18 protein-coding genes and 2 tRNA genes are annotated in these 20,360 nt (G+C 43.1%); 13 read left to right on the top strand and 7 right to left on the bottom strand.

Features of this window, described 5'->3' with window-relative positions; translation table 11 throughout:
* The first annotated feature begins 7 nt into the window (after nucleotides 1-7).
* On the top strand, nucleotides 8-1,729 hold the full coding sequence (locus M1P97_RS16845) for a S41 family peptidase (protein ID WP_195373961.1): 1,722 nt from the start codon (nucleotides 8-10) through the stop codon (nucleotides 1,727-1,729).
* Entirely contained in the window at nucleotides 1,638-2,207 is a 570-nt protein-coding gene (locus M1P97_RS16850) for a 5-formyltetrahydrofolate cyclo-ligase (protein ID WP_195373964.1), read from the top strand. The genes M1P97_RS16845 and M1P97_RS16850 overlap by 92 nt, the downstream gene beginning before the upstream one ends.
* On the opposite strand, the gene M1P97_RS16855 is transcribed toward M1P97_RS16850, so the two are convergent.
* Together M1P97_RS16855 and recF are read right to left on the bottom strand one after the other, a co-directional pair.
* A complete protein-coding gene (locus tag M1P97_RS16855; RefSeq protein ID WP_195373973.1) occupies nucleotides 2,197-2,490 on the bottom strand; it encodes a DUF721 domain-containing protein in 294 nt (97 codons plus the stop codon). The genes M1P97_RS16850 and M1P97_RS16855 overlap by 11 nt on opposite strands.
* On the bottom strand, nucleotides 2,487-3,590 hold the full coding sequence (gene recF / locus M1P97_RS16860; RefSeq protein WP_249389680.1) for a DNA replication/repair protein RecF: 1,104 nt from the start codon (nucleotides 3,588-3,590) through the stop codon (nucleotides 2,487-2,489). Before recF ends, M1P97_RS16855 begins: the two co-directional genes overlap by 4 nt.
* A gap of 136 nt (nucleotides 3,591-3,726) precedes the next feature.
* Here recF and M1P97_RS16865 point away from each other — a divergent pair, with 136 nt between their 5' ends.
* From M1P97_RS16865 to M1P97_RS16880, 4 genes are all read left to right on the top strand, one after another.
* Nucleotides 3,727-4,410 (top strand): tetratricopeptide repeat protein, encoded by a 684-nt coding sequence (locus tag M1P97_RS16865; protein ID WP_195373985.1) that lies wholly within the window; start codon nucleotides 3,727-3,729, stop codon nucleotides 4,408-4,410.
* Between the two features lie 78 nt (nucleotides 4,411-4,488).
* On the top strand, nucleotides 4,489-4,971 hold the full coding sequence (gene ribH, locus M1P97_RS16870; protein WP_028726985.1) for a 6,7-dimethyl-8-ribityllumazine synthase: 483 nt from the start codon (nucleotides 4,489-4,491) through the stop codon (nucleotides 4,969-4,971).
* Between the two features lie 55 nt (nucleotides 4,972-5,026).
* Nucleotides 5,027-5,109: transfer RNA gene (locus M1P97_RS16875), tRNA-Tyr, on the top strand.
* A gap of 26 nt (nucleotides 5,110-5,135) precedes the next feature.
* A tRNA-Gly gene (locus M1P97_RS16880) sits at nucleotides 5,136-5,208 on the top strand.
* Between the two features lie 424 nt (nucleotides 5,209-5,632).
* On the opposite strand, the gene M1P97_RS16885 is transcribed toward M1P97_RS16880, so the two are convergent.
* Nucleotides 5,633-6,100, bottom strand: coding sequence for a helix-turn-helix domain-containing protein (locus M1P97_RS16885; protein WP_195373987.1), 468 nt, complete (start codon nucleotides 6,098-6,100; stop codon nucleotides 5,633-5,635).
* Between the two features lie 249 nt (nucleotides 6,101-6,349).
* On the opposite strand from M1P97_RS16885, the gene M1P97_RS16890 reads away from it, so the two are divergent.
* The 6 genes from M1P97_RS16890 (at nucleotide 6,350) to M1P97_RS16915 (ending at nucleotide 13,915) form a co-directional block, all read left to right on the top strand.
* Nucleotides 6,350-6,904, top strand: a complete 555-nt coding sequence (locus M1P97_RS16890) for a helix-turn-helix domain-containing protein (protein WP_195373989.1) — start codon at nucleotides 6,350-6,352, stop codon at nucleotides 6,902-6,904.
* Nucleotides 6,905-6,920: 16 nt separating this feature from the next.
* Nucleotides 6,921-8,576: an AMP-binding protein gene (locus tag M1P97_RS16895; protein WP_195373990.1), complete on the top strand. Its 1,656-nt coding sequence runs from the start codon at nucleotides 6,921-6,923 to the stop codon at nucleotides 8,574-8,576.
* A 14-nt stretch (nucleotides 8,577-8,590) separates the two neighbouring features.
* The gene (gene proB, locus M1P97_RS16900; protein WP_249389681.1) at nucleotides 8,591-9,676 is read left to right on the top strand and encodes a glutamate 5-kinase; all 1,086 of its coding nucleotides are present in this window, start codon (nucleotides 8,591-8,593) and stop codon (nucleotides 9,674-9,676) included.
* Nucleotides 9,677-9,685: 9 nt separating this feature from the next.
* Nucleotides 9,686-10,933, top strand: coding sequence for a glutamate-5-semialdehyde dehydrogenase (locus M1P97_RS16905; RefSeq protein ID WP_249389682.1), 1,248 nt, complete (start codon nucleotides 9,686-9,688; stop codon nucleotides 10,931-10,933).
* Between the two features lie 34 nt (nucleotides 10,934-10,967).
* Nucleotides 10,968-11,921, top strand: a complete 954-nt coding sequence (locus M1P97_RS16910) for an N-acetylornithine carbamoyltransferase (RefSeq protein ID WP_075558714.1) — start codon at nucleotides 10,968-10,970, stop codon at nucleotides 11,919-11,921.
* Nucleotides 11,922-12,637: 716 nt separating this feature from the next.
* The gene (locus tag M1P97_RS16915) at nucleotides 12,638-13,915 is read left to right on the top strand and encodes an NAD(P)/FAD-dependent oxidoreductase (protein WP_249389683.1); all 1,278 of its coding nucleotides are present in this window, start codon (nucleotides 12,638-12,640) and stop codon (nucleotides 13,913-13,915) included.
* Here the strand turns inward: M1P97_RS16915 and M1P97_RS16920 are convergent.
* The 4 genes from M1P97_RS16920 to M1P97_RS16935 all read right to left on the bottom strand — a co-directional run bounded on the left by M1P97_RS16920 (nucleotide 13,894) and on the right by M1P97_RS16935 (nucleotide 18,824).
* On the bottom strand, nucleotides 13,894-15,957 hold the full coding sequence (locus M1P97_RS16920; RefSeq protein WP_249389684.1) for an outer membrane beta-barrel family protein: 2,064 nt from the start codon (nucleotides 15,955-15,957) through the stop codon (nucleotides 13,894-13,896). The two genes, M1P97_RS16915 and M1P97_RS16920, sit on opposite strands and share 22 nt — an antisense overlap.
* Before the next feature lie 75 nt (nucleotides 15,958-16,032).
* Nucleotides 16,033-16,254, bottom strand: coding sequence for a hypothetical protein (locus M1P97_RS16925; RefSeq protein ID WP_249389685.1), 222 nt, complete (start codon nucleotides 16,252-16,254; stop codon nucleotides 16,033-16,035).
* Nucleotides 16,255-16,409: 155 nt separating this feature from the next.
* Complete coding sequence (locus tag M1P97_RS16930; protein ID WP_195374002.1) at nucleotides 16,410-18,074, bottom strand: AMP-binding protein; 1,665 nt, start codon at nucleotides 18,072-18,074, stop codon at nucleotides 16,410-16,412.
* Between the two features lie 66 nt (nucleotides 18,075-18,140).
* On the bottom strand, nucleotides 18,141-18,824 hold the full coding sequence (locus M1P97_RS16935) for a hypothetical protein (protein ID WP_249389686.1): 684 nt from the start codon (nucleotides 18,822-18,824) through the stop codon (nucleotides 18,141-18,143).
* A 207-nt stretch (nucleotides 18,825-19,031) separates the two neighbouring features.
* On the opposite strand from M1P97_RS16935, the gene mtaB reads away from it, so the two are divergent.
* Entirely contained in the window at nucleotides 19,032-20,360 is a 1,329-nt protein-coding gene (gene mtaB, locus M1P97_RS16940; RefSeq protein ID WP_195374015.1) for a tRNA (N(6)-L-threonylcarbamoyladenosine(37)-C(2))-methylthiotransferase MtaB, read from the top strand.

Here is a 20,360-nt window from a genome sequence, read left to right on the forward strand (position 1 = left end):
CGTTTTTATGGACAAGAACAGAAGGCTGACCATCTGGTTGCCTGTAATTATTGCAGCAAGTATCGCTCTCGGTATCTTTATCGGGAACCATTATCTTTCTCTTACACAAAACGGCAAACGCCGGATGTTTTCCAGCGGCAATAAAATAAATGCCATACTCGATATTATCGACGAACAATATGTCGATACTGTCAATATGGGCAAACTGGTGGAAGGAACCATTCCCAAAATATTCAGCGAGTTGGATCCTCACTCCGTTTATATATCTGCTGAAGATGCATCCATCGTGAATGAGGATCTGGAAGGTTCGTTCAGTGGTATCGGCGTATCCTTCAATATGCAGACGGACACGATCCTTGTGATCAGCGTAATATCCGGAGGCCCGGCAGAAAAAGCGGGACTGCTTCCGTTCGACCGCATCATTACGATAAACGACTCGATTTATTCCGGTAACAGTACCAGCCAGGCAAAGATCATGCGCACATTACGGGGGGCAAAGAACAGCACCGTCAAGCTGGGTGTAAAACGTGGTGACACACCCGACCTGCTTTACTTCGATGTGACACGTGGCGACGTTCCGGTCAACTCCGTCGATGTATCTTACGAGGTCAGCAAAGGAGTGGGATATATCAAAGTCAGCAAATTCGGACGAACTACATATAACGAATTCATCACGGCGATTGCCAAGTTGAAAGAAGCGGGATGTAATTCATTCGTCATCGACCTGCGTGGAAATACCGGTGGATATATGGATGCAGCGATCAACATGGTCAACGAGTTTATGCCGGAAGGAAGACTGATCGTTTACACCGAAGGAAAAGCTTTCCCGCGTAACGATGTCTATACAAACGGAACCGGAACCTGTAAGGAAGCTCCGATCGTTGTTCTGACAGACGAATTCTCGGCTTCCGCCAGCGAAATCTTCTCAGGTGCGATCCAGGATAACGACCGCGGACTGATTGTTGGCCGCCGTACCTACGGAAAAGGATTGGTTCAATCGCCAATCAAGCTGAGTGACGGTTCGGAAATCCGCCTGACAATTGCCCGCTATTATACACCTTCGGGACGAAGCATCCAGAAGGATTATAAGATGGGAGACTCTGCAGATTATGATCAGGATCTCTATAACCGTTTCATCCATGGTGAATTCGACTCTGCAGACAGTATCAAGAATACGCATACGGAAAAATACCATACGATGATAGGTAGAACCGTATACGGTGGTGGTGGCATTATGCCGGATATCTTCATCCCGCGTGACACCAGTGGCATTACGACTTACTTTTCAAGTATTGTAAACAGTGGAACACTTTACCTGTATGCACTCGAATATTCAGATAAGAACCGTGAAAAGTTATCTTCTTTCACTACTTATCAGGATTTGTACAAATACCTGCAGTCGCAGCCTCTGCTTTACGACTTCACAAACTTTGCAGCATCCAAAGGTATTAAGAAACGTCCAACCCTGATCAATATCTCAGGTAAGCTGATCGAAAACCAGCTGCAGGCATATATTGTACGGAACTTCTTCGACGAAGCCGGATTCTATCCGATTTTCCTGAAAGACGATCCAACCTTATTACGTGCCATCCAGATTATAAATGAAGGAAAATCCGTTCCTACAATAGACAAAGAGAATGCAAACAAAGGAATTGCAGATAGCCAAACAACAGCTTCGAAAAGATATAGCCTTACTAAAGAAATCGTACGGGAAGACTATATTGCTTGACTTTTCTGAAAAGATATTGAAGCGGCTGGAAGAGACTGAACTCTTCCGGCAAGCTTCTTGCATTGCTTTATATTACTCCATTCCCGGAGAAGTCCAGACGGAGGCTTTTCTTGAAAAATGGTTCGACAAAAAGCTGCTTCTTCTTCCGCTGATAGTCGGCGACGACCTCCGTCTTTTGCCTTATAAAGGCAAAGACAGCCTGGCCCCCGGAGTCTTCGGCATTCCGGAACCCATAGACATAGAGACAACGGTTGCAGAATCGGATATAAACCTGATCATTGTACCTGGCGTAGCTTTCGATCGCCAATTGAATCGCATGGGGCGTGGAAAAGGATATTACGACCGGCTACTATCGACAATGCAAGCACCTAAAATAGGTATTTGTTTCGATTTTCAAATGCAGGAGTCTGTTCCGGTCGAACCTTTCGACAAGAAAATGGATATGGTTATCACTGAAAAAGAGATCATTACCGGATAACAATATCCTGAATAACTGTCGCTCCGGCATACTCATTCAAACTCTTCACCAACCGTTCGCGACATAAGGTCAATTCGCTCCGCAGCACTGAAGATGTAAGCGATACATATAATATACGATCGCGTACATATATATTGCGGGTATATTGCATAACCATAGGACCTAACACTTCTTTCCAGGCACGTTCTACCCGAATTTCCAGGATTTTCTCATAAAGCTCTGTATTATCCTCGAAGAAATCTCTCAGGACTTCACCGATCGCTTGTGTATTTCTACGCTTCATTTTGCATCCTCCATCGGTTGTACTTCTCCTTGCTCAACCCTGAACAAAGCATAATCGTGATTCATCGCCAACAAAATTTCATCCAGATATTTCCGGTTAGTATCGGTAATAAATATCTGGCCGAAGCTGTCGTTGCCCACCAGCTTGATGATCTCTGCCACACGTGCAGCATCCAGTTTATCGAAAATATCATCCAGAAGCAAAATCGGAGTAGTCTGTCCTCTTTGAGCTAAAAAGGCAAACTGGGCAAGCTTCAAGGCTATCAGATAAGTTTTATTCTGCCCCTGTGAACCAACGCGGCGAATCAAATGCTCGTTCAATGTCATTTCCAGTTCATCTTTATGGACACCATTGGATGTATAACCTAAAATACGATCACGCTCCCTGTTCGCAGTCAACAATTCCGGTAAGTCTTTCTCGGCCAGCTGAGAGATATAGCGCAAACCAACCATTTCCGAAGAGCGGCAGATCGTTTGATAATATTCATTGAAGATCGGGATAAAGCTTTCTACCAATAACCGGCGTTTTTCGAAAACCATTCGCCCATACATACCCAACTGCATCTCGAGCACTTCATAAAGCGAAGCATCCATACTTTGATTCTTCAAGAGCATATTCCGTTGGAGCAAAGCCTTATTATATTGAATCAGGGCATGCAGATACTGTTTATCCTGTTGCGAAATGATCAGGTCCAGAAAACGGCGGCGCTCGTCACTTCCTCCCTGGATCAGATCCGAATCGGCAGGTGAAACCATCACCAAAGGCAACAAGCCAATATGCTCCGACAATTTATCATATTCTTTCTTATTCCGTTTGAACTGCTTCCGCTGGCGGCGGCGGATCGCACAGAAAATCTCCTCCCCTCTTCCTTCATAATCATATTCACCCTGGATCACACACATATCCTGATCATTGTTTATTATCTGACTATCAGGAGTATTTACATGACTTTTGCAAAACGAAAGATAATGGATAACATCCAGCAGGTTTGTCTTTCCCATCCCGTTATTTCCAAAGAAACAATTCATTTTGGGCGAAAAGGCAACTTCCGACTGAAGAATATTTTTATAATTAAGAATAGAAAGCTTTTTGAGTATCATCTGTACCGTATTAATCGTACAAAATTAAAAAATATACTTCTAAGTATAGATTATATCAGTAAAAAAAACTACTTTTGCGCTTTGAATTGCCATTGGCATAAAATCAGGATAAAATAATAAATAACTATAACACATTATGGCTACTAAGGAAAAAAACACCAACACGGAGTTAGAAGTAGAAGAAATTGTTTCGAAGTCGGAGCAGTTTATTGAAAACAATTCAAAAAAGATCATTTACGGAATTATAGCTATCGCACTCGTTGTTGGAGCTGTTTTGGGAATTAAACACGGTTATATGATTCCTCAGCAAAAGAAAGCAGCCGCTGCTATATTTAAAGGAGAACAATATTTTGCCAAAGATTCTTTCGCGTTGGCATTGAACGGCAATGGTGCAGACTATGAAGGTTTCGAAGGTATCATCGACCAATATGGAAGCACAGCATCCGGAAACCTGGCTAAAGCTTATGCAGGTATCTGCTATTTCAAAATGGGTGAAACAGAAAAAGCTCTTGACAAACTGAAATCATTCAGCGGAGACGACAACATGATTTCTCCGGCTATCATCGGTCTGATCGGTGACTGTTATGTAAACATGGGTAACATCAAAGAAGGCATCAGCTATTTTGAAAAAGCTGCCAAGAAAGCAGACAACGAAGTAATCAGCCCGGTTTACCTGAAGAAAGCGGGTATCGCTTACGAAAACCAGAAACAGTATAGCGATGCAGTTAAAGCATACACTACTATCAAGGAAAAATATTTCAACTCAATGGAAGCTGCCGATATCGACAAGTATATCGCCCGCGCTTCTGCTGCTAAATAATATAATTCATACGATATAAACTATAAAAGAGGATGTCCCATCAAAAAAGGCATCCTTTTATTTTTTAAATACAAAGTTATGGCTACAGCTTATCAAAACTTATCAGACTACGACTTCAACAGCGTACCGGATGGTTCAGAAATGACCTTCGGAATTGTAGTAGCAGAGTGGAACAAGCACATCACAGAAAAATTGCTGGAAGGTGCATGCAACACACTGGAAAAACATGGTGTCAAACCGGAAAACATATACGTAAAACGTGTTCCGGGTAGCTTCGAACTGACTTTCGGTGCAAAACGTATGGCGGAAACAAAAGATGTGAATGCTGTTATCGTTTTAGGATGCGTCGTAAGAGGTGATACTCCCCATTTTGATTATGTTTGTTCAGGCGTTACACAAGGTATCACCGAACTGAATTTAATGTATGATATTCCATTCATTTTCGGATTGTTAACTACCGACAACATGCAACAATCGGAGGATCGTGCAGGTGGTAAGTACGGAAATAAAGGGGATGAAGCCGCAGTAACTGCACTAAAAATGATACATTTTTCTGAGTAAACGCTTGCAGGTTTCAAAAATAATCGTACCTTTGCACTGCAATTGAAAATAATAGGGGCAGTTACCAGAGTGGCCAAATGGGGCTGACTGTAACTCAGCTGTCTTTCGACTTCGGTGGTTCGAATCCATCACTGCCCACTAACTTTTCAAAAGCAATTAAAATTGCGGAAGTAGCTCAGTTGATAGAGCATTAGCCTTCCAAGCTGAGGGTCGCGGGTTTGAGCCCCGTCTTCCGCTCTCAAGAAAAGGATAATCGAAAGGTTATCCTTTTTTTGTATATAAAAGTCCCGACTTTCACAAGCCGGGATTTTCTTGATTTAACTAACCTTAAGACATACGTGAACAAAAATAAGTTGATCAACCATCATCAAAACGCAAACCTTTTCATAGGCTCCACTTTCTTAGAAAAGGTAGTCCGACAAACGTCTTTATCAGACTACCTGAAAGAAGAATCGATTCTTCTTTCTTTCTTCATAGATAAGGTATGCCTATCTATTTAAGATGGGTCATGCCATCTTTTTCGCTTCATCTATTTCTCTGATGCAAATGAAGAACAAAAAAAGACATCCACCAAAGAAAAACAAAGCATGCAAGCGACAAAACCGATTCACCGATAAGACAAAATCATTTTTGTCCGTTCCTGAACGATTTACTGGCCGAATCAGGCTTTCTTTAACCCGTTACGACGACGGTATTCACTTGGAGTCATATTATACACTACTTTGAAATTACGCACGAATGTTCGGGAATTATTAAAGCAGGCTTCTGATGCTACAACTTCAATCAACTTGTTAGAGGGGTCCAACAACAAAGTAGATGCATAAATAACACGTTGTCTATTTATGTATCCATGAAAAGCCACATCATCTTTTAGCCGAAGAATTTTATTCAATGACTTCTTTCTGACATCGCATTGACGAACAATTATATTTACATTTATATCTTTATCCAGAAAATGCTTTTCTGTCACCACATATCGATGAATCTTATTATATATTTCTAAATATTCTGTATTATCTGAAGGTTCAGTTATTTTATATTGTGGTATATGCCAGTTCAATATTACTACAAAAAAAAGGTTATCTGAGACTTCAATCCCCCTAAAACGAAATTCAATCTTTTCATTCATACGTTCACTATATTAATCAGAAAATATTAAGGGCAGACCCAGTATAGCTTATAGCAAACACTATATATTAATATTAGATTTAGAGTCAGCAATAATAAATTCATACCCTGTACTTAAAACAAATATAATATTTAACATTTATATTTCCAAAGAAAATATCTAAATAACATTCTATTCTACATTTCCATAGTCATTTTGCTTTTTATTTATAACTTTGGGGCAACATAAATATAATAATAATCCACGGAGATGAACGAACAGATAAAACAAATAGCAGAACGACTGGCAGGACTTCGGGATGCCCTGGAAATCAGTCCCGAAGAAATGGCTAAGGTTTGCAACCTGACCACCGAGCAATACTTGCTCATGGAAAGTGGCACAGTAGATATTTCAGTAAGTATATTACACCAGATATCACAAGCCTACGGAGTAGAACTCACAACCTTGATGTTTGGCGACGAACCAAAAATGAGTGCTTATTTTATCACGCGTAAAGGCAAAGGTATTACCGTGGAGCGCACAAAAGCCTACAAATATCAATCGCTGGCTGCCGGATTTGCAGGACGTAAAGCTGATCCGTTCATGGTTACCGTTCATCCCAAACCGGAAGAAGAGCCTATCTATCTGAACTCACATCCGGGACAGGAATACAACCTTGTATTAAAAGGCCGCATGCTCCTTCAGATCAATAACAAGGAACTGATCCTCGAAGAAGGCGACAGTATATATTTCAACTCTGAGCTGCCACACGGCATGAAAGCTCTGGACGGAGAAAAGGTCAGTTTTCTGGCTATAATACTTTAAAACGAATAATTTAATTATGTTAGAAAGATTCTTAGATCAGACGACTTTCACGTCGCAGGAAGATTTTATCAATAACTTCAAAATAAAAGTTCCGGAAAATTTCAACTTCGGATATGACGTAGTAGATGCATGGGCTGCAGAAGAACCCGACAAAAAGGCATTATGCTGGACCAACGATCAGGGCCAACATATCGACTTCACATTTGCCGAACTGAAAAAGTACACCGATCAGACAGCCTCTTATTTCCAGTCACTGGGTATTGGCCACGGCGATATGGTCATGCTGATACTGAAACGTCGTTATGAGTTTTGGTTCTCTATTATTGCATTACACAAACTCGGAGCAGTCGTTATCCCGGCAACTCACTTGTTAACAAAGAAAGATATTGTCTATCGCAATAACGCAGCCGATATAAAAATGATCGTTTGTGCCGGCGAAGATATCATCACCAAACATATTATCGATGCACTGCCGGAGTCTCCGACTATTGAGAAATTAGTCTCCGTAGGTCCGGAAATACCGGAAGGTTTCGAAGATTTCCATCAAGGGATCGAGAATGCTGCACCTTTCGTTCGCCCGTCTCATCCGAACAGCAATGATGACATTTCATTGATGTATTTTACATCCGGAACGACTGGTAATCCCAAAATGGTGGCACACGATTTCACTTATCCGCTGGGACATATCGTAACCGGCAGTTTCTGGCACAACCTGCATCGTGACAGCCTTCATCTGACTATCGCCGATACCGGTTGGGGAAAAGCTGTTTGGGGAAAACTATACGGACAATGGATTGCCGGAGCAACCGTATTCGTTTACGATCATGAGAAGTTCACCCCTGCTGATATGTTGCAGATGATCCAGGATTACAAGATCACCTCTTTGTGTGCACCTCCAACTATCTTTCGCTTCCTGATCCGCGAAGACATGACGAAGTACGATCTTTCATCCCTGCAATACTGCACAATTGCCGGTGAAGCACTGAACCCTGCCGTATTCGAAGCATTCTATAAACTGACAGGCATCAAATTGATGGAAGGATTCGGCCAGACGGAAACGACACTGACAGTTGCTACGTTCCCATGGATGGAACCGAAACCAGGTTCTATGGGTGTACCTAACCCACAATATGATGTAGATCTGATCCGTCCGGACGGAAGTCGCGCAGAAGACGGAGAGCAAGGACAAATCGTTATCCATACGACCAAAGGCAAACCGATCGGTCTGTTCAAAGAATATTATCGCGATGCCGAACTGACTCACGAAGCCTGGCATGACGGTATGTATTATACAGGTGACGTTGCCTGGCGTGATGAAGACGGCTATCTGTGGTTTGTCGGTCGTGCCGACGATGTGATCAAAAGCTCCGGTTACCGCATCGGACCGTTCGAAGTGGAAAGCGCACTGATGACACACCCGGCTGTTGTCGAATGTGCAATCACAGGTGTACCTGACGAAATTCGCGGACAAGTGGTAAAAGCAACAATTGTACTTGCGAAAGATTACAAGGATAAAGCAGGCGAAGCATTGATCAAAGAATTGCAGGATCATGTTAAGCGTGTTACAGCTCCATATAAATATCCCCGTGTAGTTGAATTTGTCGAAGAATTGCCTAAAACCATCAGCGGAAAGATCCGTCGTGTGGAAATCAGGGATAAAGATAAGAAATAGAAGATTACACGAAAATGACATATCAGTTTACACGGATAGCAGTAAAAATAGGAAGTAACGTACTGACAAGAAAAGACGGCTCCCTCGATGTCACCCGCATGTCGGCATTAGTCGATCAGGTTGCGGAATTGCATCGACACGGGGTAGAAGTGGTTTTGATCTCTTCCGGAGCAGTAGCCTCCGGAAGAAGCGAGGTGAAACCCGGAAAGAAACTCGATGCCGTCTCTGCCCGCCAACTCTATTCAGCGGTAGGACAGGCCAAATTGATCAACCGTTACTTCGAGTTATTCCGCGAACATAAGATCGCTTGCGGCCAGGTTCTCACGACAAAGGAGAACTTCGGTAGCCGCACGCATTACCTCAACCAGAAACATTGCATGGAGGTAATGCTCGACAATAAGGTGATACCCATTGTAAACGAAAACGATACCATATCCGTTACAGAACTGATGTTTACTGATAATGACGAGTTGTCCGGCCTGATCGCTACTATGATGGGAATGGATGCACTTATTATCCTGAGTAATATCGACGGTATCTATAATGGTAATCCGGCTGATCCGGCAGCAACGGTCATCCGGGAGATTGACGGTGGCAAACAGGATCTTTCAGAATATGTACAGACAAGCAAATCCTCTTTCGGACGTGGCGGCATGCTCACCAAATGTACTATTGCACAGAAAGTAGCTGATGAAGGTATCACCGTGATCATTGCAAACGGCAAGAAGGAAAATATCCTGCCTGCGTTACTGGCCAAAGGTAGTCAGACTGTATGTACACGTTTTATACCGGCAGCCAAACCTGTCAGCAGTGTTAAGAAATGGATCGCTCACTCCGAAGGTTTTGCCAAAGGAGAGATACATATCAATCAGGGAACAGAAGAGGCCCTGACCGGCAGTAAAGCCACCAGCCTGTTACTGGTAGGTGTCACCGCTATCATCGGAGACTTCGAGAAGAATGATATTGTAAAGATCATCAATGAAGCAGGCGTACAGATCGGTGTCGGGTGTGCCGGATACGATAGCCGGGAAGCTACCGGTCTGATCGGTCAACGAGATTTGAAACCGCTTGTTCATTACGATTACTTATATCTGGATTAAATAAAAGACATGGCAATCAATCATCTATTAAAGCAAGGCGTTACCGCATCCCGCCAACTTATCACGTTAAGCGATGAGGCGATAAACCGTATACTGACCAAAACAGCAGACGAGCTGATGAACAGGCAAGCGGAAGTTCTTGCAGCCAACGAGAAAGACCTGGCCCGTATGGACCCGGCCAATCCCAAATATGATCGTTTGAAACTGACAACCGATCGTCTGGCCGGTATTGCCGGAGACATGCGGAATGTAGCCTCGCTCCCCTCCCCGCTCGGCAAAGTGATCAGTGAAGCCACCCGCCCGAACGGCATGGTGATCCGTAAAGTATCAGTACCATTCGGAGTGATAGGAGTTATCTACGAAGCACGTCCGAATGTGACTTTCGATGTATTCTCTTTATGTTTCAAAAGTGCAAACGCCTGTGTACTAAAGGGAGGTTCGGATGCCGACGACTCCAACCGTGCACTGGTTACTATCATTCATGCCGTATTGGAACGCCACGGTATCGACCCGGCCGTTTGTACTTTATTACCTCCCGAACGGGAAGCGACAACGGAACTGTTGAATGCCGTCGGCCTGGTAGACCTTATCATTCCCCGCGGCAGTAGTTCGCTGATCAACTTCGTGCGCGACAATGCCCGCGTGCCGGTTATCGAGACAGGCGCCGGTATCTGCCATACCTATTTTGACAAGGACGGGGACAAAGAAAAGGGACAGGCCATCGTGAACAACGCCAAGACCCGCCGGGTAAGCGTTTGCAATGCATTGGATTGTCTGATCATCCATCAGGAACGGCTCGATGATCTTCCTTTTATCTGCGATAAACTGAAAGAGAGCAATGTCACGATCTATGCGGATGAGCAGGCTTTCACCGCTTTGTCGGGACAATATCCGTCAGCACTGCTGCAACCTGCCAACGAAAACAGCTTCGGCACCGAGTTCCTCGACTACAAGATGAGTATCCGTACCGTAGCATCGCTCGAAGAAGCACTGGAACATATAGCCCGTTACAGTTCAAGGCATAGTGAAAGTATCGTCAGCGAGTCATCCGAAGCTATCCGCCTGTTCCAGCAACAGGTAGATGCAGCCTGTGTCTATGCCAACGTATCGACCGCTTTCACCGACGGGGCACAGTTCGGTTTCGGGGCAGAGATCGGCATCAGTACACAAAAGTTACATGCCCGCGGACCGATGGCTTTACCGGAACTGACGACTTATAAATACATTATCGAAGGAAACGGGCAAATACGAAAATAATACCTATTTTTGTATCCATCATTAAATTAATAATATGAGACATTTCACTTGTGTACAGGATTTAGGCGACCTGAAACAGGCGCTTAACGAAGCTTTCGAAATCAAGAAAGACCGCTTTCAGTTCACAGAACTTGGCAAGAACAAGACGCTGTTAATGATATTCTTCAACTCCAGCCTGCGTACGCGCCTCTCTACCCAGAAGGCTGCGATGAACCTGGGGATGAACACGATGGTTCTCGACGTGAACCAGGGTGCATGGAAGCTGGAAACCGAACGCGGTGTCATCATGGATGGCGACAAACCGGAACACCTGCTGGAAGCGATTCCGGTCATGGGTTGTTACTGCGACATCATCGGTGTACGTTCTTTCGCCCGCTTCGAAAACAAGGAAGACGATTACAACGAAAAGATCATCTCTGAATTTATCAAATACTCCGGTCGCCCGGTATTCAGTATGGAAGCGGCTACCCGCCATCCGCTGCAAAGTTTTGCCGACCTGATCACGATCGAGGAATATAAGAAAACAGCCCGTCCGAAAGTGGTTATGACCTGGGCTCCGCATCCGAAATCTCTTCCGCAGGCAGTACCCAACAGTTTTGCCGAATGGATGAATGCGACGGATTATGAATTTGTGATTACCCACCCGGAGGGCTACGAACTGGATCCTAAATTCGTAGGCAATGCCCGTGTGGAATACGATCAGAAGAAAGCTTTCGAAGGTGCAGACTTTATCTATGCCAAAAACTGGGCCGCTTATACCGATCCTAACTACGGCCAGGTATTAAGCAAAGATCGCGCCTGGACTGTCGATACGGAAAAGATGGCGTTGACCAACAATGCTTATTTCATGCACTGTCTCCCGGTACGCCGTAACATGATCGTTACCGACGACGTAATCGAAAGCCCGCAAAGCATCGTGATCCCGGAAGCCGCCAATCGCGAAATTTCGGCACAGACAGTACTGAAAAAGATATTGATGGGATTATAATGTCTAGGGTTTTACCAGAATTATTTTCAATATTAACTATCATACTATCATAAATCGCAGCAAACATCACATATTCAGGGTATTATATTATGATAGTTGTCATTTCGAACTATCATTCATCCATCATGGAACTATCATAGCCCTGGATAAAAACGAGTCATATACTACCTTTTTTCACTAAGTATATCACTAAAGATCAAAAAGATAAGAAATAAAGACGTTTTACACCCGGGTCTCGATGGCCTCGACACCTGGGTGTGAGCAACGTCGGGACCCGGGTGTAAAACCGGTCAAAACGGGCATGTCGGCAAATAAAAGTAAGCACTTCCACTAAATAAAGCCACAGCTTTCCGAAAAAAGGTAGGCAGAAAACGATTAAATTGAGCGATACCTACCGGTTACAGCCCCTTTTAACGGATAAAACAGTTCTATTTTCACTCAAAAAAGAGGTAAATGTAATTTTATGATAGTTCTATGATGGATGAATGATAGTTCAAAACGTCAACTATCATAATCACATCCATTGATATACAAGTCAACCAGACAATTCATGATAGTATGATAGTATATTTCAAATTATTTCAATAGAATAAGAAACACTTAAAGTAAGAACTACTACCGTACTTCCATAAACCTCTTTATTATGACGCCTTACCTTCAAACTTATCCGTTTATGAATTGTTTTATAAGAAAAGTGATTCATAAAACAGAACATCATGGGCTTCAACATTGCAAAAACAGATAAGAAACGGGTTGTTATTATCGGTGGTGGTTTTGGGGGATTAAAACTGGCCAATAAACTGAAAGGAAGCAACTTCCAGGTAGTCTTGATAGACAAGAACAATTTCCATCAGTTCCCACCTTTATTGTATCAGGTAGCATCATCCGGTCTGGAACCGGGATCAATTATATTTCCTTTCCGAAAGATATTTCAGAAACAGAAAGACTTCTACTTCCGAATGGCAGAAGTGAAAGCCGTTATCGCCGAACGGAACCTGATCGAGACATCGATCGGTGAACTGAGCTACGACTACCTGGTGATAGCCTCCGGTACCATCACCAACTTCTTCGGCAATAAGACTATTGAAGAAAAAGCATTACCGATGAAAACGATCCAGGAAGCTCTCGAACTAAGGAACACCTTGCTTTCCAATTTCGAAAAAGCAACAATCTGTACCGACCCGGAAGAAAAACAAGCACTGATGAATGTGGTTATCGTTGGTGGTGGAGCCACTGGCGTAGAGGTAGCCGGAGTACTGGCCGAAATGAAAAGATTCGTTATGCCGAAAGATTATCCGGATCTGAAACAGTCGGATATGAATATCTATTTGATAGAAGGTTCTCCCAGGCTACTCGGAGTTATGTCTACCGAAGCATCCGAGAATGCAGAGATATTCCTGAAAGAGATGGGCGTAAACATCATACTGAATAAACGGGTAACAGACTATCAGGATGGGAAAGTCATACTGGACGACAACTCCACTATCACAACCCAAACCCTCGTTTGGGTCAGTGGGGTAACCGCCACGCATTTTGATCATATCGATAAAGAAGCATTGAACCGGGGTGGTCGGATCACAGTCAATGAATTTAACCAGATGCCAGGGATGACAAACGTATTTGCTATCGGCGATGTTTGTTTCCAGACAGAAGAAGAATACCCGAACGGACATCCGCAAGTAGCCCAAGTGGCTATCCAGCAGGGAAATTTGCTTGCAGATAACCTCAAACGCCTGGAATCGGGGAAGACATTGAAAGCCTTCCATTACATAAATCTCGGAACACTGGCTACCGTAGGACGCAACAAAGCTGTCGCCGATCTGAAAAAGCTGAAGTTACAAGGATTCATTGCCTGGATGGTATGGATGCTGGTTCATTTACGTTCTATCCTGGGGATCAAGAATAAACTGATGGTACTGATAGAATGGGTATGGAGCTACTTTACTTACGATCAGTCTATTCGCCTGATACTTTATATACCCAAAAAGAAATAAGTAAGCGTCAACCATGTAACCCGTGCATCCCGATTACGGATTTGCTCCATATGCATTTTACTCGTATCGATAATCGTTGTCTCCTCCAGACCGTCGAAGATATTATTGATACTTAAGTTAGCACGCAATTTACGGTTCATAAAATACTGTGAGAGTCCGGCATTCACACTGCTGTGGCTCTTTATTTTTCCCTGCGGTGTCAATTGGTCCGAAATAAAGAAGCCATCCAACTGAAACTCGGTGGTCGGTGTTATGGCAATGCTTATACTCCCCTTCCAATCCGTGCAAACCATCGATTTCTTTTCATCATAGCCGACCGTACGCCCGTCGATCTCATCTTTATAGACATTTCCGGAAAAGCCGATATTCAATATACGGATAGGATTCCAGTTGCCGGACAGTTCAAAACCTAGTGCCTGACTATGACCAATATTTGTCTTTTGCCAGATAGATTCCTCGTTCATTATTTCCATTATACGGTTCGACTTATTCCGGTAATAAAGAGCCGGGGTAAAACGGAAAGACTTTGTAACCAACGAGTAAGACAATTCTAACGAATGAATAAACTCATCTTTCAAATCCGGATTACCCTGTGTCAGATGAGTAGGGTCGCCATACTGAATAAATGGATTCAGGTCAGCGCCATAAGGACGGATCACACGTTGCAGATAACTCAAAGACAGGTTCCCATTCTTATTTGTTTCCAAAGAAAACGTCACTCTTGGATAAACATGGAAACGAGTAGAACTCTTCTCTTCAAATTTTTGAGCATTTACTTCACCCTGTACCCCCACTTCGGCAGATAAGCGATCCCAATGTTTATCCACAGAGGCATAAAGCAAATGTGTATTACGATTAAAAGAATAATCATACGATTTGTTTGCTACCGGAGCCCAGACACCGGTCTCCATATCTATATCATTCGTTTCCGTATAATATTTCTCGTCTTTAATACGTCCGATATAGCCGGCTTTAAAATACCAGTCGTCCGCAAACAACTTACTGAAGGCAGCCGACAGATAATAATTATGTTTGTCCTGATTGATAAACATATTATCTTTCTTCAAAATGACTCCTGTACCCGGTTTCTCATTCTCGTAATAATTATCCTCATCGTATCCAAAGTCGTTATAGTTGAAAGTAACCGTCAACCGATCCAACGGATTAGCGAACTGGTGATTCCAACGAGCTTCCACAGTATAGGCGTCCTGCCGCTGATCATTATAGCGGTGGCGAGTCATCTGGTTCTTTACACTGCCATCGGGGTTCAATACTTTATTATTTATACCACCATACCGGCTGTAATCCATCAGATGATACAATCCATATACCGTCAGCAAATCGGCGGAAGTCAAATCATACCCTACACTCAGGTCGGCCAGATGAACATCCGGACGGGCAGCCGCATTGTTATTCATGATCGTTGTCCCTGTTTCCGTCTTTGTTGTCTTATCGAACGAACGTTTACGATATTCCTTACGATAGTTATACTTACCTACGATATGAAATTTACCCGGATGCAGATTCACGATAGCTCCGGCATTATACCGTTCCTGCAAACCCGCCCCCAGCGTAACAGTCAATGGTGAATCATCCTTCGTGTAAGAGGAAGAAGACAAGTTCAGTAATCCGGCATCCCCGTCAGGCACCAAAGAGATATCCGGCAAGGCAGACATAGAAATATGATTAAAAAACAGAGCTGGCAACTGGATAAGTACATCACCGCTATATTCTTCCAACAACCCGTAAGGAATCCCATTAATAAGCATTCCCGCTTTAGCAGAACCACGATATGTTATCCCTCCTTCAATATCCGTAACTAAGGAAGGCATCTGGCGAAAAGCTTCCGACACCGTATTGCTCACACTACTCAGGTTATTTTCAACCTGCAGGCGTTTTACCTCTCCACCACTAAGTCCGGTAAAGCGTTTACCCTGTATTTCAACATTCTGCAACGACAAGTTCATATCAACCGGAGTCTGTGCGCCGATAGTATGACTTAATAATACCAGTGTAGGAAAAATGAGTAGATTTCTTTTCATATATTATACCGTTATAAACAAAAAAAGTCTGTATGTGTAAGCATACAGACTGTCCTTTTAACTGATTACTGAATATTATTCAGCAGGAGCAGCTTCTGTTTCAGTAGCAACAGCAGTTGAATCACCTTCAGCAGGAACAACTTCTTCTGTTACAGTTTCTTCTTCAACAACTGCAGGAGTTTCTTCTACAGTAGTTTCTGTTTCAGCAACTTCAGCATTTGATTCTGCAGATTTGTTACCACATGATGTGAAAGAAACGGCTGCAACAAGAGCAGCAAATGCAACTAACTTTTTCATTTTGTCTTTAATTTAAACGGTCTATAATGTCTTCTTGTTGTAAAACGATGCAAATGTATGTATTAATTATACATGTTGTACAACATAAGACGCTTTTTTTTCAACTATTTTTCATACAAAATTTAATCGGCTGTTAATCAACACATAAATATTTATCAATAGTTACTATATAAATATCTTTTGATACTCTTCTTCGGAGTTTTCTCAAACTCTGTCGGATATAATTGTATTTCCGAAACAACTTCGTAGGAGGCCAACTGCTTATTCAACTCGATCCGGTTCTGCTCCATTATGACCGGCAAGTCGGTATGTGAGATACCTGTACCGTCGACCGTATCATAATCCGGATAGACTAAAGCCACCAATTTACCGTTTTTCTCGATAACGATACTTTCCATAACAAAAGGTAGGTTGTTTATCTTCGACTCGATCTCTTCCGGATAAATATTCTGTCCGCTTGCCCCCAGGATCATTGTCTTGCTACGGCCACGGATAAAGATACGGTTGTCGTGGTCGATCGTCCCCAAGTCGCCGGTATGAAGCCAGCCGTCTTCGGTAAAAACATTTTTAGTCGCTTCTTCATTCTTATAATAGCCTTTCATCACGTTCTCGCCACGAACCTGAATCTCTCCTACCTTATTATACGGATCATCAGAATCAATACGTACCTCCATAATACCTTTTAGTATCTGTCCACAAGAACCAAGTACATATTCGCGATTATTGTCATAACTGATCAACGGTCCGCATTCCGTCATACCGTAACCGATCGTAAACGGGAACTTGATTTTATACAGAAAATCACTCACTTCCTGGTTCATGGCAGCCCCACCGACAATCACTTCGCGGAAACGTCCCCCCATAGCATCCACCAGATGTTTACGGATCTGCGCATAAATACGGGAATCCAGCAAAGGGATATTCAAAGCCAACTTCATCGTCGTCTTACTCAACTGGGGAAGGATCATCTTCTTATAGATCTTTTCCAGAATCAGTGGAACAGTCAGGATAAGGTTCGGTTTCACTTCTTCAAATGCTTTCAGCAAGATCTTCGGAGAAGGTACTTTCCCTAACATATAGACATGTGCTCCGACAGCCATCGGCACCAGGAAATTGAAGGCACAACTATAAGCATGAGCCAACGGAAGGAAACACAATTCACGGTCACCACGGAACAACAAGTCCAGTGTTTTCGCATAAGTAACATTTCCTGCCAAGTTGTTACCGGTCAGCATTACGCCTTTACTGAAACCGGTCGTACCGGAAGTATAGTTCAGCAGGACAACCTTGTCGTTATCCAGTTCGGCATATTTGATATCGTTCTTGGAAAACCCGTTCGGATACTTCTCTGCCATCTTTTCATCCATCGACTTCATCAATTTCTGGATACTTTCACCGTCGCGCTGATGCAGGCAACGAAAATCGGAAAGAGAGAATACACCGCGTATCTCTTCGATTTTATCTTCTTCCAACGAATCCCAGATACGGTCGCTGACAAACAGGAATACCGACTCGGAATGGTTGATAATATGATGCACATCATTCGGATTGAAATCCTGCAGGATCGGCACTATGATGGCACCATAAGTTACAGCCGCCATATAGACAATACACCAACGGGCACTGTCTTTCCCGATCAGGGCAATCTTATCCCCCCGACGTATCTGGCATTCCTCAAACAGGATATGGATGCGTGCAATCTCTTTTGCTACATCTTCAAAAGTAAAAGTAACATTCTTGCTGTAATCTGTTAAGGCGGGTAACGACCAGTTTTCCTTGAAACTGTTTTCGTACATCTTAATGAAGTTCTCTTGTATCATAGTACAGATGCTTAAATTTCGTGCAAAAATACAGACTATCCGGCAGATACACAACAAATAGGTCTGCTAATCCCGAATAACAGTCAATTCATTCAAATCTATCTTATCCAATTTTTTATTTTTATAGAAAGGACAATAAAATAGTAAACTCTCTAAACCTTTAATCTTTTCAAATCCAAGTTTTTGATAAAAAGCAGTTAATTGTTTGAATGCTTTTTTTTCATCCTGTTCAAATCCTTTATACCAGTTCTTATCTTCCCAGGTATCTTCTCCCATACAATGTTCTGCTTCAAATTGTAAAGGAAAAGGATGAATGACAAACAAACCACAGGCTGTCATAAAATGGAATATCGCATCCTTAATTACTTTCTGGGAGATGCCATATCCTCTATATTCCGGAATAAGCACCAACCTCTCCAATACACAAATATTCGAATTTAGGCAGCATTCCGGATATTTATCCTGAACAATCTGGCAAATATCTTCATTTTCCAGATCAAAGACCTGATCTCCTACAAAAAATAAATCTGGATCTGTGTCAAACAGTTGAGATAAACAAAAATGATCCTCAATAGCTTGATTAATCAACATTAATTTTAATCTGGACTTACCTATTAAGACCTCATCATCATCTGCATCAATATCAGATGCATAAATTTCAACAAATACATTTTGAATATATCTTTCACCTTCCAATTCTCCGGTTCCGGAACAAAAAGAATACTTAAAACTCAAAAACAACTCTTTCATATTATATCATTTATCAGTTTGTTATAAAATTGGCTGAAAGTTATTTATAATAATTGATATAATTTCTATTTACGCTTCCCTATATCATATAAAAAACAAAGTCTTTTGCTAAGTTTAAGTAAATAACGACATTACCGTGACCACATAAAACATCTACCAGCTACATGTCAATAATTTTAACTACATTTGCGCGATAATTCAATCGCAATGATAGACAAAACCGTATTTGAAAACAAAATAGCTGCTTATTATACCCTGGGCTGTAAGCTTAATTTCGCAGAGACCTCTACCATCGGCAAGGTACTGGCAGAACAAGGCGTACGCAAAGCCCGTGCGGGTGAGAAAGCAGATATCTGTGTTGTAAATACCTGTTCCGTCACAGAACTGGCCGATAAGAAATGTCGCCAGGCTATCCGACGGATCAATAAGCAACATCCGGGAGCCTTTATTGTAGTGACCGGTTGCTATGCACAACTCAAGCCGGAAGAGGTATCCCATATCGAAGGGGTCGACCTGGTGTTGGGCGCAGAACAAAAGCTGGATATATTAATGTATCTGGACGACCTGAAAAAGAAAGAAGAGGGAGGCGCCGTCATCGCCTCCGAAAGTAAAGATATACGTACCTTCTCCCCTTCCTGCTCGGCAGACGACCGTACACGCCATTTCCTGAAAGTACAGGACGGATGCGATTACTACTGCACGTATTGTACCATTCCTTTCGCCCGTGGACGAAGCCGCAACGGTACCATCGCCAGTATGGTGGAACAGGCACAGGAGGTAGCCCGCAAAGGTGGCAAAGAGATTGTACTGACAGGGGTGAATATCGGCGATTTCGGTAAGTCTACCGGTGAAACCTTTAGCGACCTGATCCATGCACTCGACGAAGTGGAAGGTATCGTACGTTACCGTATCTCTTCCATCGAACCGAATCTGATCACAGACGAGGCGATCGACTTCGTGGCATCCAGCAAACGGTTCGCCCCTCACTTCCATATCCCTTTGCAGAGTGGTAGCGATGATGTATTGAAACTGATGCGCCGCCGTTACGACACCGATCTTTTCCGTCATAAGATCGAAAAGATCAAAGAGATCATGCCGCATGCCTTTATCGGTGTGGATGTGATCGTCGGGACCCGTGGAGAGACAGACGAGTTTTTCGAAGATGCCCGTCGCTTTATCGACAGTCTGGATATAAGCCAGCTGCATGTGTTCAGCTACTCCGAACGTCCGGGAACACAGGCTTTAAAGATTGCCCATTCGGTTGACCCGAAAATAAAACATGCCCGTAGCCAGCAACTATTGGATATCTCCGACAAGAAACTGCATGCCTTCTACGACGCCCATATCGGCAGCCAGGCGGAAGTCCTTTTCGAACATACCCGCAAAGACGGCCGGATGCACGGCTTCACAGAGAACTATATTAAAGTAGAGATACCTTACGACCATTCGCTGGTGAACGAAACCCGACGGGTAACGCTGACCGGATGGAATGAAGACCGTACCGCACTGAATTGTGAATTAGTAATCGCCGGTTGA

Origin of the sequence: Parabacteroides leei (genome assembly GCF_023369805.1) — a bacterium.
GTDB lineage: Bacteria > Bacteroidota > Bacteroidia > Bacteroidales > Tannerellaceae > Parabacteroides > Parabacteroides leei.

What these genes read in the sequence shown, in the direction of transcription:
- M1P97_RS16845 (WP_195373961.1), top strand. Translation starts at nt 8, where the DNA reads ATGGACAAGAACAGAAGGCTGACCATCTGGTTGCCTGTAATTATTGCA.
- M1P97_RS16850 (WP_195373964.1), top strand. Translation starts at nt 1,638, where the DNA reads ATGCAAACAAAGGAATTGCAGATAGCCAAACAACAGCTTCGAAAAGAT.
- M1P97_RS16855 (WP_195373973.1), bottom strand. Translation starts at nt 2,490, where the DNA reads ATGAAGCGTAGAAATACACAAGCGATCGGTGAAGTCCTGAGAGATTTC.
- recF (WP_249389680.1), bottom strand. Translation starts at nt 3,590, where the DNA reads ATGATACTCAAAAAGCTTTCTATTCTTAATTATAAAAATATTCTTCAG.
- M1P97_RS16865 (WP_195373985.1), top strand. Translation starts at nt 3,727, where the DNA reads ATGGCTACTAAGGAAAAAAACACCAACACGGAGTTAGAAGTAGAAGAA.
- ribH (WP_028726985.1), top strand. Translation starts at nt 4,489, where the DNA reads ATGGCTACAGCTTATCAAAACTTATCAGACTACGACTTCAACAGCGTA.
- M1P97_RS16885 (WP_195373987.1), bottom strand. Translation starts at nt 6,100, where the DNA reads ATGAATGAAAAGATTGAATTTCGTTTTAGGGGGATTGAAGTCTCAGAT.
- M1P97_RS16890 (WP_195373989.1), top strand. Translation starts at nt 6,350, where the DNA reads ATGAACGAACAGATAAAACAAATAGCAGAACGACTGGCAGGACTTCGG.
- M1P97_RS16895 (WP_195373990.1), top strand. Translation starts at nt 6,921, where the DNA reads ATGTTAGAAAGATTCTTAGATCAGACGACTTTCACGTCGCAGGAAGAT.
- proB (WP_249389681.1), top strand. Translation starts at nt 8,591, where the DNA reads ATGACATATCAGTTTACACGGATAGCAGTAAAAATAGGAAGTAACGTA.
- M1P97_RS16905 (WP_249389682.1), top strand. Translation starts at nt 9,686, where the DNA reads ATGGCAATCAATCATCTATTAAAGCAAGGCGTTACCGCATCCCGCCAA.
- M1P97_RS16910 (WP_075558714.1), top strand. Translation starts at nt 10,968, where the DNA reads ATGAGACATTTCACTTGTGTACAGGATTTAGGCGACCTGAAACAGGCG.
- M1P97_RS16915 (WP_249389683.1), top strand. Translation starts at nt 12,638, where the DNA reads ATGGGCTTCAACATTGCAAAAACAGATAAGAAACGGGTTGTTATTATC.
- M1P97_RS16920 (WP_249389684.1), bottom strand. Translation starts at nt 15,957, where the DNA reads ATGAAAAGAAATCTACTCATTTTTCCTACACTGGTATTATTAAGTCAT.
- M1P97_RS16925 (WP_249389685.1), bottom strand. Translation starts at nt 16,254, where the DNA reads ATGAAAAAGTTAGTTGCATTTGCTGCTCTTGTTGCAGCCGTTTCTTTC.
- M1P97_RS16930 (WP_195374002.1), bottom strand. Translation starts at nt 18,074, where the DNA reads ATGATACAAGAGAACTTCATTAAGATGTACGAAAACAGTTTCAAGGAA.
- M1P97_RS16935 (WP_249389686.1), bottom strand. Translation starts at nt 18,824, where the DNA reads ATGAAAGAGTTGTTTTTGAGTTTTAAGTATTCTTTTTGTTCCGGAACC.
- mtaB (WP_195374015.1), top strand. Translation starts at nt 19,032, where the DNA reads ATGATAGACAAAACCGTATTTGAAAACAAAATAGCTGCTTATTATACC.